At 65.4% G+C, this 13,544-nt stretch carries 13 protein-coding genes and 1 pseudogene; 10 read left to right on the top strand and 4 right to left on the bottom strand.

The window, feature by feature from the left end:
• Positions 1-55 precede the first annotated feature (55 nt).
• From BEK68_RS11745 to gcvA, 4 genes are all read right to left on the bottom strand, one after another.
• Entirely contained in the window at positions 56-655 is a 600-nt protein-coding gene (locus BEK68_RS11745; RefSeq protein ID WP_012436413.1) for a YidB family protein, read from the bottom strand.
• Between the two features lie 92 nt (positions 656-747).
• Positions 748-1,497 (bottom strand): 16S rRNA (uracil(1498)-N(3))-methyltransferase, encoded by a 750-nt coding sequence (locus BEK68_RS11740; protein ID WP_012436412.1) that lies wholly within the window; start codon positions 1,495-1,497, stop codon positions 748-750.
• 49 nt (positions 1,498-1,546) lie between these two features.
• Positions 1,547-1,966 (bottom strand): VOC family protein, encoded by a 420-nt coding sequence (locus BEK68_RS11735; RefSeq protein WP_004632896.1) that lies wholly within the window; start codon positions 1,964-1,966, stop codon positions 1,547-1,549.
• 77 nt (positions 1,967-2,043) lie between these two features.
• A complete protein-coding gene (gene gcvA, locus BEK68_RS11730) occupies positions 2,044-2,970 on the bottom strand; it encodes a transcriptional regulator GcvA (protein ID WP_012436411.1) in 927 nt (308 codons plus the stop codon).
• 175 nt (positions 2,971-3,145) lie between these two features.
• Here gcvA and BEK68_RS11725 point away from each other — a divergent pair.
• The 10 genes and pseudogenes from BEK68_RS11725 to dgoD all read left to right on the top strand — a co-directional run bounded on the left by BEK68_RS11725 (position 3,146) and on the right by dgoD (position 13,459).
• Positions 3,146-4,208: pseudogene (locus BEK68_RS11725) on the top strand (porin).
• Between the two features lie 174 nt (positions 4,209-4,382).
• Positions 4,383-5,396, top strand: coding sequence for a 2-dehydro-3-deoxygalactonokinase (locus BEK68_RS11720; RefSeq protein WP_012436409.1), 1,014 nt, complete (start codon positions 4,383-4,385; stop codon positions 5,394-5,396).
• 76 nt (positions 5,397-5,472) lie between these two features.
• Entirely contained in the window at positions 5,473-6,477 is a 1,005-nt protein-coding gene (locus tag BEK68_RS11715) for an arabinose ABC transporter substrate-binding protein (RefSeq protein ID WP_004632890.1), read from the top strand.
• 33 nt (positions 6,478-6,510) lie between these two features.
• Positions 6,511-8,046, top strand: a complete 1,536-nt coding sequence (araG, locus tag BEK68_RS11710) for an L-arabinose ABC transporter ATP-binding protein AraG (protein WP_012436408.1) — start codon at positions 6,511-6,513, stop codon at positions 8,044-8,046.
• A gap of 77 nt (positions 8,047-8,123) precedes the next feature.
• Positions 8,124-9,071, top strand: a complete 948-nt coding sequence (araH, locus tag BEK68_RS11705; protein ID WP_249262918.1) for an L-arabinose ABC transporter permease AraH — start codon at positions 8,124-8,126, stop codon at positions 9,069-9,071.
• A 10-nt stretch (positions 9,072-9,081) separates the two neighbouring features.
• Positions 9,082-9,996 (top strand): SMP-30/gluconolactonase/LRE family protein, encoded by a 915-nt coding sequence (locus BEK68_RS11700; RefSeq protein WP_012436406.1) that lies wholly within the window; start codon positions 9,082-9,084, stop codon positions 9,994-9,996.
• Positions 9,977-10,861, top strand: a complete 885-nt coding sequence (locus BEK68_RS11695) for an aldose 1-epimerase (protein ID WP_012436405.1) — start codon at positions 9,977-9,979, stop codon at positions 10,859-10,861. The genes BEK68_RS11700 and BEK68_RS11695 overlap by 20 nt, the downstream gene beginning before the upstream one ends.
• The gene (locus tag BEK68_RS11690; RefSeq protein WP_012436404.1) at positions 10,858-11,667 is read left to right on the top strand and encodes an SDR family oxidoreductase; all 810 of its coding nucleotides are present in this window, start codon (positions 10,858-10,860) and stop codon (positions 11,665-11,667) included. Before BEK68_RS11695 ends, BEK68_RS11690 begins: the two co-directional genes overlap by 4 nt.
• Positions 11,664-12,290, top strand: a complete 627-nt coding sequence (locus BEK68_RS11685) for a 2-dehydro-3-deoxy-6-phosphogalactonate aldolase (RefSeq protein WP_012436403.1) — start codon at positions 11,664-11,666, stop codon at positions 12,288-12,290. Before BEK68_RS11690 ends, BEK68_RS11685 begins: the two co-directional genes overlap by 4 nt.
• 20 nt (positions 12,291-12,310) lie before the next feature.
• Entirely contained in the window at positions 12,311-13,459 is a 1,149-nt protein-coding gene (dgoD, locus tag BEK68_RS11680) for a galactonate dehydratase (RefSeq protein WP_012436402.1), read from the top strand.
• Positions 13,460-13,544 lie beyond the last annotated feature (85 nt).

The raw sequence follows: 13,544 nt of genomic DNA, 5'->3' as shown, positions 1-13,544 counted from the left end.
AGCGCAAAAAAAGAAAAGCCCGCAATTGCGGGCTTTTTCTGTGCGGCGATGACGTTCAGGCCGCCGGCACTGCGCCCTGCGGCGTGAGGTGGTTGACCGCTTCGGGCAGGCCTTCAGCGAGGTGGTTGGCGAGGTCGCCTTCGCTGATGCCCAGGTGGGCGGCCAGTTTCGACACCTCCTCCAACGCACCTGTGCCGCTCAGTGCCTGCGTGATCTGCTCGCCCGACACCGGCAAGTTCTGACCATTGCCGATCCACGATTTCACCTGTTCGCCCAGGCCGGCTTGCTCCAGGATCTGCTGCAGCGGCCCGAGGCCACCCACCGCTGCCTGATCAGCATTGGTGTTGCCGCCGCCCAGCAAACCGCCAAGCAGACCGCCAAGGCCACCCGCTCCGCCAGCGCCGCCGAGCAGGCCGCCCAGCGCGCCGGCACCGCCTGCCGCACCCAGCAGGCCACCGAGCGAACCGAACAGGCCGCCGCCCTGATCTTCCTGGCCTTGCGGCGCGGCCGCATCGCCCGCGCCTTGCGACTTGTGCTTCATCGCCAGGTAGGCCAGCACGCCCATGGCGAGCAGCACTTTCTTGTTGCCCAGCAAAGACGATTGCGCGCCGCTGGCGTCATTGCCGCCGCCGAGAATCGAATCGAGTAGACCCATGATGAAGCTCCTTTGGTCAATGGCGGGCACGGGGGAAAGGCCCACCGGTGGGATCAAACGGCCAGTAACGGTCAGTGTTTCGTCGTCAGAACCTAGAACTCGCCGAGCACGGCGTGCAGCGCGGAGACGGCCACAAGCGCCGCCGATTCCGTTCTCAGAATACGTCGTCCAAGTGTCAGTGGTAAGAAACCGGCGGCCTCGGCAAGTGCTTCCTCGTCGGGCGAAAGCCCGCCTTCGGGGCCGATCAGCAGCACGATGCCGCTGCCTACGATGCGCGTGCGCGATTGCACGGCCCACTGCGTGAGCGATTGCGCGCCGCGCGGTGACAGCAACACGCGCGGCGCGTCGGTGGACTTGGCGGTGGCAAGCCATTCGCGCAGCGTGGCGACGGGTGCGACCACCGGCACGCGGGCTCTGCCGCACTGCTCGCAGGCCGCTTGCACCAATGCCTGCCAGTGCTGCACGCGCTTGACGGCACGCTCGCCGGAGAGTCGCACCACGCCGCGTTCGGTCTGCAGCGGCGCGACGGCATTGACGCCCAGTTCGACGGCCTTCTCGATCAGCCAATCCATCTTGTCGCCGCCGGCAATGCCTTGCGCGAGCGTGATGGCGTAGCGCGCCTCGGTGTCGGGCTGCGTGGCGTCGACAAGGCTGGCGGTGGCGTCGCGCTTGTTGATGGCGTCGAGCCGTGCACGAAATTCGTAGCCGGAGCCATCGAACAGGCAGATGTCATCGCCAGCGGCCAGGCGCAGCACGTGGATGTGGCGTGTGACGGACTCGTCCAGCGTGACGGTGGTGTTGGGGGCCAGCGGCGTGTCGACGAAAAAACGGGGAAGCCCCATTACAGCAATCCTTGTGGTGAATCGGTCAGGCGATCGAGCGATGGAGCGATCAGGCCGCTGCGGGGCGGCAGGCGAGGCCCCAGCGATAGCCGTCGGGATCGCGCACGGCGGCGTAGCGCTCGCCCCAGAAGGCATCGTGCGGCGCCATGATGGACGCGGCGCCCTGGTCGAGCGCGTTCTGATACACGGTGTCGACGTCGTCGCAATACAGGTGGAAGCTCTGCGGGCATTCAAAGCCCGCGCCGGCCGGGGCTTTCGCGGTGGAGCCAAAGACGCCTTCGGGCGCAAACATCAGCATGAGCTGGCCCTGGTAGGTCATCTCGACGTGGATCGGGCGGCCATGGTCGTGCATTTCATCCTGCACATCAAAACCGAACGCGTTGCGATAGAAGGCGATGGCGGCCGAGGCGTCGCGCACGGTCAGGTACGGGACCAGCCACGGGGTGTTGGCGGGGCGGGGGAAGCTCATGGCGGGCTCCTTCTTCGGCGCGGTGCAACCAGGGACGAGTAGTGTAGAGCGCCCGCCACGCCACAATCAAAAAGAAATCAAAACACCTCGCTTGCCGGGGGCTGGTTGCGTGCGCGGCCGCCGCCGCGTGCAACCTCGTCGACGAGCCACTGGCGGAACAGTGCAAAGCCTGCGTGCTCGGCCGCCTGGTGCGGATGGATCAGGTAGTACGACAGGCGCAGCGAGGCTTCGGTCGCCAGTGGGCGCATCAGGCGTCCGGCGGCGATGTCGTATTCGACGAGAATGCCCTGCCCGAGCGCCACGCCCTGGCCGTCAATGGCCGCCTGCAGCGCCATCAACGCCTCGGAAAACGCCGGCCCGCGCGTGGCATCAATCTGGGGTACGCCCACCTCGTCGAGCCATTGCCGCCATGTCGGATGGTGCGCGAGATGGCGTCCGCCGCGCTCGTGCAGGAGCGTCTGTGTGGCCAGGTCCTGCGGCATCCGGATCGCGGCCTGCAGCGTGGCATTGCATACCGGAAAGAAGTCGGTGGAGGTGAACCACTCGACGCGCAGATTGGGTGCGTTGACTTGCCGGTCATCAATGCAGAGATCGAACTGGCCGTGGTCCTGCACATCGGCGGTCGACACCTCGACGCGCACGTGCGGGTGCTGGTTGAAGAAGCGGTACAGCCGCGGCACCAGCCATTTGGCGCCGAAGGTTGGGGGCACGGCCACGCGCAGGGGCGCATCGGCGGTGTCCATCAACAGGTCGGTGGCTTGTTCGAGCGCACGCAGCGCGTCCCGCACGCGGGGCAGGTAGTTGTCGCCCGCGTCTGTGAGCGTGAGCTGGTTGTTGCGGCGTGCGAAGAGCTTCTTGCCCAGATGATCTTCGAGCTGCTTGATCTGGTGGCTGACGGCGGCGTTGGTCACGCAAAGCTCATCCGCAGCCCGGCTGAAGCTCAGGTGACGGCCCGCGACTTCAAAGACGCGCAATGCATTAAGGGGAGGGAGGCGCCGTGGCATGCGTTCTCGTTAAGAAAAATTTAACGTCTCACGAAGAATTTGTAGTTTGCCACGTTAAGGCTGCCCCAACTACAAATGCGCCTGGGGACGGTGACGATGCCTGGTGCGTGCCTCCAGCGATCTCAAACCACGCGACGCACCGGACCCCGCCTACAAAAACATTTCAGGAGACGTCATGAATCGAACCACCGCTGTTCGCGGGATGCTGGCGTGCGGCCTTGCGCTCGCTGGCTGGACCGCTCCCGCCCTCGCACAAACCAGCGTCACGCTGTACGGCCGCGTCGCCAGCGGCATCGACTACCAGAACAACGTCGCCCCCACCGCGACCTCGCCGGGCGGCAGCCTCTGGCGCGCCGCCGACAACCAGTGGGGGACCAGCATGTTCGGATTCATGGGCAAGGAGGATCTGGGCGGTGGTCTGCAGGCGGTCTTCCGGCTCGAATCCGGCTTCGGCGCAGCCCAGGGCAAAACCAATGGCGATGCGCTGTTCAACCGCCGTTCGTACGTCGGCCTGTCCAGCCCCACCTGGGGCACGTTGACTGCGGGCAAGAACCTCTTCATCAGCAACGACGTCTGGTTCCTCGACCCGACCGGCCAGCAGTTCATCGGCTCGGCCACGCTCGTGCGCGGGCGCAACTGGCCGGGTGCCAACAACATCGTCGAATACCAGAGCCCGACCTGGGGCGGCTTCCAGATCGGTCTGCAGACCGGCCTGGGCGAGCAGCCGGGCTCCTTCACGAACAGCCGGCGCGATGGCGTGTCTGCTGTCTACTCCGCCGGTCCGCTGGAAGTGCGCGCGATTTACGACGTGATCCGCGACGGCAACGGCAAGTTCAGCGACATCTTCAACTTCTCGAAGGAAGCGACGGTCGGCGGTACGTACACGATCGGCAAGGCGAAGCTGTTTGCCGTGTATGAAAACCTGTCGGCCCCGGATGCCGCAGCCGGCGCCCCGACCAAGGCGAACCATTATTGGCTGGGCATCAACTACGAACTCACGCCGGCGCTGACGCTGATCGGCGCGGCCTACCGCGTCAACGTGAACCACGGTGGCGGCAACGCCAACCTGTTCATGGCCGGCGCAAACTACAACCTGTCCAAGCGCACGATGCTGTACGCGAGCGTGGGCACCGTGCAGAACAGCGCCACCGCCAACTTCTCGGTAGAAGCGACCAACAACAACCGCGCCGGGGAAGAACCAGCTGGGTGCCTATACGGGTATCGTTCACTCGTTCTAAAAAACCGCTCATGATCGTGGTGCGCACCCCCAACTTGACCCCGCGATGCTGCTGTTTCCAGATGACGTCCTCATGAGCGGCGGCAATTCTCAAGTCAACCTGGGGCCGCCCGCTGCGGCTCATGGATGGTTTTAACCCGGGCCGCGTCCCAAGTCACACCAAGCAATGCCACGCATGAACATCCTCACCATCGATACCGGTACCACCAACACACGCGTCACGGTCTGGCGCGATGACGTTGCGCTTTGCCAGGCTGCGCGCCAGGTTGGTGTGCGCGATACCGCCATCACCGGCAACCGGACGACGCTGCAGCGCGGCGTGCAAGACACGATTGACGCTGCGCTGCAGAAGGCCGGTTTCGGCATGGGCCAGGTCGACTTGGTGCTGGCCTCCGGCATGATCACCTCCAACGTTGGCCTGCACGAAGTCCCGCACCTGATCGCGCCGGCCGGCCTGCGCGACCTGGCGGCCGGGATGGTGCAGGCGAGCATTCCCGAGGTGTGCCCTCAGCCAATCTGGTTCGTGCCGGGCGTACGCAATCCGGTGGACAACCTCGGCCTGCACAACATCGAGTCGATGGACATGATGCGCGGCGAAGAGGTCGAGACCATGGGTTTGGTCTCGCGCCTCGGCATCACGGAGCCGGCGGTGATCGTGCTGCCCGGGTCGCACTCGAAGTTCGTGCATCTGGACGCCGACCAGCGCATCACCGGCTGTGTGACCACGCTGGCCGGCGAGCTGCTCCACGTGATTACCCACAACACCATCCTGGCCGACGCGCTCGACTCGGACTTTGCCACCGAGGTCGATCCGGAAATGTTGCTGTCCGGCGCGCGCAGCGCCAGCAGCATCGGACTGGGGCGCGCCTGCTTCATGGTGCGCACGCTGGGCCAGTTCACGATCTACGAGCGCAATGCGCGGGCCAACTTCCTGCTGGGCGCGGTGCTGGGCGCGGATTTGCTCACGCTCAAGAACAGCAGCGCGATCCGCATGAACCCGGGCACGCAGTTCGTCATCACGGGCAAGCCGCTGCTGCGCGAAGCGCTGGCCGTGCTGGTGTCGGACGACGATTTCTTCTCGGGCAAGGTCACCGTCACCAGCAGTGAACAGCAGGAGCACCTGGCCGGCAGCGGCGCGATCGCCATCGCACGCGAGCGCGGCCTGGTCAAAACCTTGAAGGTGGCGTGAGCCCGGCGCACACGCCATCCCTCTTTCATCCAACGCAGAACAGATGCCGCAATGACGGTATCGCAAGGAGACAAACATGCAACAACAACGACGCGGGACATTCAAGGCCATTGCGGCTGCCACGCTGTTTGCCATGGCCGGCGGCCTTTCAGTGTTTGCCCATGCAGCCGATGACGTGAAGATCGGTTTCCTGGTCAAGCAGCCCGAAGAGCCGTGGTTCCAGGATGAGTGGAAGTTCGCAGACCAGGCCGCCAAGGAGAAGGGCTTCAAGCTGGTAAAGATCGGCGTGCCCAGCGGCGGCGAAGTGCTGACGGCCATCGACAACCTGGGCGCGCAGCACGCGCAGGGTTTCGTGATCTGCGTGCCCGACGTGAAGCTCGGACCTGCAGTCGTGGCCAAGGCCAAACAGAACAACCTCAAGCTGATGACGGTGGATGACCGTTTGGTGGATGGCGCCGGCAAGCCCATCGAAGCCGTGCCGCACATGGGCATCTCGGCCACGAAGATCGGCGAGCAGGTGGGCGATGCCATCGCGCAGGAGATGAAGAAGCGCGGCTGGAACCTGTCGGAGGTCGGCGCCATTCGCATCGCCTACGACCAGCTGCCGACCGCCAAGGAGCGCACCGACGGTGCAGTCGCCGCGCTCAGCAAGGCGGGCTTCCCGGCCGCCAACGTGCTGACCAGCCCGCAGGCCAAGACGGATACCGAAGCCGCCTTCAACGCCGCCAACATCACCCTGACCAAGAACCCGAAGTTCAAGCACTGGATTGCCTTCGGCCTGAATGACGAAGCCGTGCTGGGTGCCGTGCGCGCAGCGGAAGGCCACGGCGTGAAGCCGGCGGACATCATCGGGGTAGGTATCGGCGGCAGCCAGTCTGCGCTCAACGAGTTTGCCAAGCCCGAGAAGACCGGCTTCTTCGGCACCGTGCTGATTAGCCCGAAGCGCCACGGCTATGAAACCTCGCTCAACATGTACGAGTGGGTCAAGAGCAACAAGGCGCCGGACCCGCTCATCCTGACCAGCGGCCGCCTGATGACGCGCGACAACGAAAAGGCCGTCCGCCAAGAGATGGGTTTGTGATCTTGCGGATACCGTTGTTGAAGGAGACTTGCCATGTCGGCGTTTCTTGAGTTTCGTGGCATCAGCAAGGTGTTTCCGGGTGTGCGGGCGCTGTCCGATGTGTCGTTCGGCATCGAATGCGGTCGCGTGCACGGCTTGCTGGGCGAGAACGGCGCGGGCAAGTCGACGCTGTTGAAGATTCTGGGCGGCGACTATCAGCCCGATGGCGGGCAGATCGTCGTGGAGGGAAAGCCGACGGCGTTCCCGACGACGCGCGCGGCGCTGGATGCCGGTATTGCCGTCATCCATCAGGAACTGCAGACGGTGCCCGAGCTGACGGTGATGGACAACCTGCTGCTGGGCCACCTGCCGGCCAGCGGCGGGTTCATCCGTCAGCGCGAGGCGATGGCCTGGACGCGCGAGCAGCTCGGCCGCATCGGCGTCGATCTGGACCCGCGCGCCAAGCTGAAACACCTGTCGATCGGGCAGCGCCAGATGGTCGAGATCTGCAAGGCGATCCTGCGCGATGCGCGCGTCATTGCGCTGGACGAGCCGACGAGTTCGCTGTCGATCCGCGAGACCGACATTCTGTTCCGCCTTGTGAAAGACCTGCGCGCGCAGGGCCGGGCGCTGATCTACATCTCGCACCGTCTCGATGAGATTTTCGAGCTGTGCGATGGCTGCACGATCTTCCGCGACGGCCGCAAGGTGGCGGATTTCCCGTCGATGGCCAACGTCACGCGCGACGAGCTGGTGGCGCAGATGGTCGGCCGCCAGATCGACGACATCTTCGATTACCGCGCGCGCCCGCTTGGCGACGTGCGCTTGCAGGTGGATGGCCTGATGGGCCCGAAGCTGGCTGAACCGGCAAGCCTGTTCGTACGCCGCGGCGAGATCGTCGGCCTGTTCGGGCTGGTGGGCGCGGGGCGTTCGGAACTCGCGCGATTGATTTACGGCGCTGATCGCAAGACGGCGGGCAGTCTTACGCTCGACGGCGCGCCAATCCGCATCCGCGACGTGGCCGACGCCATCCGCCAAGGCATCGTGCTGTGCCCGGAAGACCGCAAGGAAGAAGGCATCATCGGCTGCCGCTCGGTGTCGGAAAACATCAACATCAGTTGCCGGCGCAACCAGCGTCGCTTCGGCCTGTTCGTCAACGACAAGCAGGAAGCGAAGACGGCCGACCACTACATCACGCGCCTGCGCATCAAGACACCCAACCGCGAGCAGCCGATCCGCCTGCTGTCGGGCGGCAACCAGCAGAAGGCGATCCTGGCCCGCTGGCTGGCGGAAGACGACATGCGCGTGCTCATCATCGACGAGCCGACGCGCGGCATCGACGTTGGCGCCAAGAACGAGATTTACCAGGTGCTGTACGAGCTGGCCGAACGCGGCGTGGCCGTGCTGATGATTTCCAGCGAGCTGCCGGAAATTCTGGGTGTGGCCGATCGCGTGCTCGTGATGAGCGAAGGCCGCATCGCCGGCGAACTGCCGCGCGAACAGGCCAACGAGCAAGCCGTGCTCAAGCTCGCACTGCGACCTGAATCTGCGCCGCTGCCATCTGCACCGCAGCCGCCGCTGGCTGCCTGAGAACCCCGGAGTCCAAGATGTCCCAGTCTCAACCCCTGCAACATTCCGATGCCGTCGCCGCATCGGCACGCTCTGCCATGAACAAGACGCGCCTGCTTCGCCTGCTGGACGATTTCAGCCTGCCGCTGATCTTCGCCATTCTCTTTGCCGCGCTGTCGTTCTCGGTCGAGTATTTCTTCTCGTGGCAGAACATGGTCGGCCTTGCGCTGTCGGTCTCGCAGATCGGCATGGTCGCCTGCACGATGATGTTCTGTCTGGCGTCGCGTGATTTCGATCTGTCGATCGGCTCCACGGTGGCGTTTGCCGGCGTGCTCTGCGCGATGATCATCAATGCCACCGGCAGCATCGCACTCGGCATTGGCGCCAGCCTGGTGGCAGGCGCGATCATCGGCGGCATCAATGGTTTCGTGATCGCCAAGCTGAAGATCAATGCGCTGATCACCACGCTGGCCACGATGGAAATCGTGCGCGGCCTCGCCTTCATCGCCTCGCATGGGCAGGCGGTGGGCGTGTCCGACATGGATTTCTTCGACCTCGGCAACACCATCTTTTTTGGTGTGCCGACGCCGGTGTGGGTCGCGGCGCTGTGCTTCGTGGTGTTTGGTGTCCTGCTCAACAAGACAATCTACGGCCGCAATACGCTGGCGATCGGCGGCAACCCTGAAGCGGCGCGGCTGGCCGGCGTGAACGTCAACATGACGCGCATCGTCATCTTCCTGATCCAGGGCGTGATTGCCGCGCTGGCCGGTGTGATTCTGGCGGCGCGCATCACCAGCGGCCAGCCGAATGCGGCGCAAGGCTTTGAGCTGAACGTGATCTCGGCCTGCGTGCTGGGCGGCGTGTCGCTGCTGGGCGGCCGCGCGACCATCAGCGGGGTGCTGGTCGGCGTGCTGATCATGGGCACCGTGCAGAACGCGATGAACCTGCTGAACATCGACGCGTTCTATCAGTACCTCGTGCGCGGCGCGATTCTGCTGGCAGCGGTGCTGGTCGACCAGTTGAAGAACCGCGGCGGCCGTGAGTGAGGCCGTGCAGATGACAACCGCAACCACGCTGTCCGATCTGCGCTGTACGCTGGGCGAAGGCATTGTCTGGGACAACGCCCTGCGCGTGCTCTGGTGGACCGACATCCAGGAATCGCTGCTGTGGCAGCACGATCCGGCGACGGGGCAGGAGCGCCAATGGCCGCTGCCACAACGCGTGGGTTCTTTCGTGCTGACGGACGAGCCAGGCGTGCTGATCCTGGGCCTTGCCAAAAACATCGCCCGCTTCGACACGCGTACCGGCGCGCTCACGCTGCTGGCCGACGTCGAGCCCGACAACCCGACCACGCGCGTCAATGACGGCCGTGCCGACCGCTCCGGAAACTACGTCTTCGGCACCATGCACGAAGGCGGCCCGGAACCGACCGGCAGCTTCTATCGCTTCACGCCCGTGGGCACGCTGCAACGCCTTGCGCTGCCGCACATCGCCATCGCCAATAGCATCGCCTTCAGTCCCGACGGCGCGACCCTGTATTGGTGCGATACGAGCAGCCGGCGCATCCACGCGTGCGATTACGAGGGGCAGACGGGCCAAGTCGCCAATATTCGCGTCTTCGCCGATCTGCGCGGCCAGGATGCGGATGGCGCGCACAAAGGCTCACCCGATGGCTCCACCGTCGACGCAGACGGCTGCCTGTGGAATGCAGAGTGGGGCGGCAACCGGCTGACGCGCTACGCGCCAGACGGGCGCGTGCTGGCGCGCGTTTCCGTGCCGGCATCGCAGCCGACATGTCCGGCATTTGGCGGCGAGGCGCTCGACACGCTGTATCTGACGACGGCGCGCGATGGCTTGTCGGCGCGCCGCTTGGCGGAAGACGTGAATGCCGGCGCGACGTTCCGGCTTGCCGTGCCGGACGTACGCGGATTGCCGGAGGGCCGCTTCGGCCATGCCTACGTTGCAGCTTGAAAACGGCGTACTGCGCGCCGAGGTGTTGCCCGAGGCCGGCGGCGGGTTGCTGCGTTTCGATCTGTTGCGCGATGGCGCTGTGATGCCCATCTTTCGTCCGGGCGAGACAGACGCCGCGCTGCGCGATACGAGAACGCTGGCCTGTTATCCGCTGGTGCCGTGGTCCAACCGCATCGGCGGCGGGCAGTTCCCGTTCCGGGGGCGGACCATCGAAGTGCCGCGCACGCGTGGCGACGAGCCGTATCCGCTGCATGGTCACGGCTGGCTGATGCCGTGGCACCCAGTCTCGCAGACAGCCACGTCGGTCGAACTCGCTGCGATGGTCGATCACGGCCGCCCGTTCCGCTATCTCGCGTTGCAGCGCTATGTGCTGGCAGGCAACACGCTGAATATCGCGCTGACGGTACGCAACGAAGGCTCACCGCTGCCATTCGGGCTGGGCGTGCATCCGTTTTTCCCCCGCACGCCCGATGTCCAGTTGCGCGCGGGAGCCACGGCCATGTGGCAATCCGCGCCGGACTATCTGCCGACGGTCCTGAACGCGCCATCGGCAGATGCAGACTTTCGCAAGCTGCGGAAGCTGGACGCCAGCGCCGCCATCAATCACAGCTTTGAAGGCTGGGATGGCCGCGCCGAAATCGTCTGGCCCAGCCGCCGCGTGTCTGTGGGCATCACCGCCGATACGTCGCGCTATGTGTTGTACACGCCGGTTGCGTACGACTTCTTCTGCTTCGAGCCGGTCGACCACGCGATCAATGCGCACAACCTGCCGGGCTTGCCGCAAGACCACGGCCTGACCATTCTCGGCACCGGGCAGAGCTTGCAGCGCAGCTATCAATTCACCGTGAATCAACCCAACGCATGACTGCTTCTCCGATGTCTTTTCCGCCGCGTCTCGCAGGCAAAGTCGCCCTGGTGACGGGCGCCACGCAAGGCATTGGCGGTGCGATCGCCAAGCTGTTCGTGCAGCACGGCGCACGCGTGATCGTCAACGCGCTGGTGCGTGACGCGCGCGCCGAAGCCTTTGCCGCCGAAATTGGCAACAGCGTTGGCAACGACGACAACATCCTCCTCGTGCAAGCCGACGTGCGCGACCGTGCGCAGATCGACGCGATGGTCGCTGCCGGCGTCGAGCGCTTTGGCGGCATCGACGTGCTGGTCAATAACGCCGGCATCAACGTGTTTTCCGATCCGCTCAAGTTGAGCGAGGGCGACTGGGCGCGCTGCCTTTCCGTCGATCTGGAAGGCGCGTGGCAGTGCGCGCGCGCCGTGCTGCCGCACATGCTGGCGCGCGGGGCGGGCAGCATCGTCAACATTGCCTCGGTGCATGGGCACAAGATCATTCCCGGCGCGTTTCCGTATCCGGTGGCCAAGCATGGGCTGATCGGGCTCACGCGGGCGCTGGGCATCGAATATGCGGCGCGCGGTATCCGCGTCAATTCGATCTCGCCGGGACTGATCCTCACGCCGATTGCCGAGGCCGGCTTTGCCGCCGCGCCTGACCCCGAAGCCGAACGCCGCCGCCAAGCCGAGCTGCTGCCGTGCAAGCGCATCGGCGAGCCCGAAGAGGTGGCCTACACCGCGCTGTTCCTCGCTTCCGACGAGGCGCGTTTCATCAACGCGACCGACATCCTCATCGATGGCGGCCGCTCGCAGCTCTATCAGGAATGACCTGGACAACCCACCTTCCGCTGATCGCCATCCTGCGCGGCATCCGGCCTGACGAGGTGCTCGCGCACACGCAGGCGCTGGTCGATGCGGGTTTCGATGCCATCGAGATTCCGCTCAACTCGCCCGACTGGGCGCAGAGCGTGCAACTTGCCGCGCGCGCCTTCGGTGACCGCGCCTTGATCGGCGCAGGCACCGTGCTGCGCCCCGAAGACGTTGACCTGATGGTTGCGGCGGGCGGCAAGCTGGTCATCACGCCCAACACGCATGCGCCTGTGATCCGCGCCGCCGCACAGGCCGGGCTCGTCACCTGCATCGGCTGCATGACCGCCACCGAGGCTTTTGCCGCGCTCGACGCGGGCGCGCAGGCGCTGAAGATCTTCCCGGCCGGCGCGATCGGCCCGGGCTACGTGCGCGCGCTCAAGGCCGTGCTGCCCGCCGAGGTGCCGGTGTTTGCCGTCGGTGGCATCACGCCGGAGAACCTCGCCGATTACCTTGCCGCCGGCTGCATCGGCGCAGGCCTCGGCAGCGACCTGTATCGCCCGGGCCAGCCCGTCGAGCGCACCGCCGAACGCGCGCGCGCCTTCGTCACCGCCTACCGCAGCGCCCAATCCGACCGCACTTGAACGCACCATCGATTCGATCCATGAAAATCACCCGCCTGACCACGTACCGCCTGCCGCCGCGCTGGATGTTCCTGAAAGTCGAGACCGACGAGGGCGTCACCGGCTGGGGCGAACCCGTTATCGAAGGCCGTGCGCGCACAGTGGAAGCGGCGGTGCACGAGCTGTCCGACTACCTCATCGGCCAAGACCCGAGTCGCATCAACGACCTATGGCAGACCATGTACCGCGCGGGTTTCTACCGCGGCGGCCCGATCCTGATGAGTGCCATTGCCGGCATCGACCAGGCGCTGTGGGACATCAAGGGCAAGGTGCTGGGCGTGCCGGTGTACGAACTGCTCGGCGGCCTCGTGCGCGACAAGATGCGCACCTACAGCTGGGTCGGCGGCGATCGCCCGGCCGACGTGATTGCCGGCATGAAGGCGCTGCAGGCCGGCGGCTTCGACCACTTCAAGCTCAACGGCTGCGAAGAGATGGGCATCATCGACACGTCCCGCGCCGTGGATGCCGCGGTGGCGAGGGTTGCAGAGATTCGCTCGGCGTTCGGCAACACCGTCGAATTCGGGCTCGATTTTCACGGCCGCGTTTCTGCGCCGATGGCCAAGGTGCTCATCAAGGAGCTGGAGCCGTACCGCCCGCTGTTTATCGAAGAACCGGTGCTTGCCGAGCAGGCTGAAACCTACGCCCGCCTGGCCGCCCACACCCATCTGCCTATCGCTGCCGGCGAGCGCATGTTCTCGCGCTTCGACTTCAAGCGCGTGCTGGAAGCGGGCGGGGTGTCGATCCTGCAGCCGGACCTGTCTCACGCCGGCGGCATTACTGAATGCGTGAAGATCGCCGCAATGGCCGAGGCCTACGATGTGGCGCTGGCACCGCATTGCCCGCTCGGCCCCATCGCGCTGGCCGCCTGCCTGCACGTGGATTTCGTCAGCTGGAACGCCACGTTGCAGGAGCAGAGCATGGGCATCCACTACAACAAGGGCGCCGAACTGCTCGATTACGTGCGAAACAAGGCCGATTTTGCTCTGGAAGGCGGGTATATCCGCCCGCCGCGCCTGCCCGGCCTGGGAGTGGACATCGACGAGGCGCTGGTCATCGAACGCAGCAAGGAAGCCCCCGACTGGCGCAACCCGGTGTGGCGTCACGCCGACGGTTCCGTGGCGGAGTGGTAAGCCGGGCGGGGGAGGGGACGTCGTAGCACGTTTTACTGACCGCGATCACCCCAGCCGGGTCATCCCCGTCTGGTAAAATCGCGGT

This window comes from Ralstonia pickettii (assembly GCF_001699815.1).
GTDB classification, from domain to species: Bacteria; Pseudomonadota; Gammaproteobacteria; order Burkholderiales; family Burkholderiaceae; genus Ralstonia; species Ralstonia thomasii.
Note: the sequence above shows the minus strand (reverse complement) of the source record. Positions and strands in the feature narration are given on the sequence as shown.

Bases quoted from the DNA above. Each gene is read 5' to 3' on its own strand.
- BEK68_RS11745 (WP_012436413.1), bottom strand. From the start codon at position 655: ATGGGTCTACTCGATTCGATTCTCGGCGGCGGCAATGACGCCAGCGGC.
- BEK68_RS11740 (WP_012436412.1), bottom strand. From the start codon at position 1,497: ATGGGGCTTCCCCGTTTTTTCGTCGACACGCCGCTGGCCCCCAACACC.
- BEK68_RS11735 (WP_004632896.1), bottom strand. From the start codon at position 1,966: ATGAGCTTCCCCCGCCCCGCCAACACCCCGTGGCTGGTCCCGTACCTG.
- gcvA (WP_012436411.1), bottom strand. From the start codon at position 2,970: ATGCCACGGCGCCTCCCTCCCCTTAATGCATTGCGCGTCTTTGAAGTC.
- BEK68_RS11720 (WP_012436409.1), top strand. From the start codon at position 4,383: ATGAACATCCTCACCATCGATACCGGTACCACCAACACACGCGTCACG.
- BEK68_RS11715 (WP_004632890.1), top strand. From the start codon at position 5,473: ATGCAACAACAACGACGCGGGACATTCAAGGCCATTGCGGCTGCCACG.
- araG (WP_012436408.1), top strand. From the start codon at position 6,511: ATGTCGGCGTTTCTTGAGTTTCGTGGCATCAGCAAGGTGTTTCCGGGT.
- araH (WP_249262918.1), top strand. From the start codon at position 8,124: ATGAACAAGACGCGCCTGCTTCGCCTGCTGGACGATTTCAGCCTGCCG.
- BEK68_RS11700 (WP_012436406.1), top strand. From the start codon at position 9,082: ATGACAACCGCAACCACGCTGTCCGATCTGCGCTGTACGCTGGGCGAA.
- BEK68_RS11695 (WP_012436405.1), top strand. From the start codon at position 9,977: ATGCCTACGTTGCAGCTTGAAAACGGCGTACTGCGCGCCGAGGTGTTG.
- BEK68_RS11690 (WP_012436404.1), top strand. From the start codon at position 10,858: ATGACTGCTTCTCCGATGTCTTTTCCGCCGCGTCTCGCAGGCAAAGTC.
- BEK68_RS11685 (WP_012436403.1), top strand. From the start codon at position 11,664: ATGACCTGGACAACCCACCTTCCGCTGATCGCCATCCTGCGCGGCATC.
- dgoD (WP_012436402.1), top strand. From the start codon at position 12,311: ATGAAAATCACCCGCCTGACCACGTACCGCCTGCCGCCGCGCTGGATG.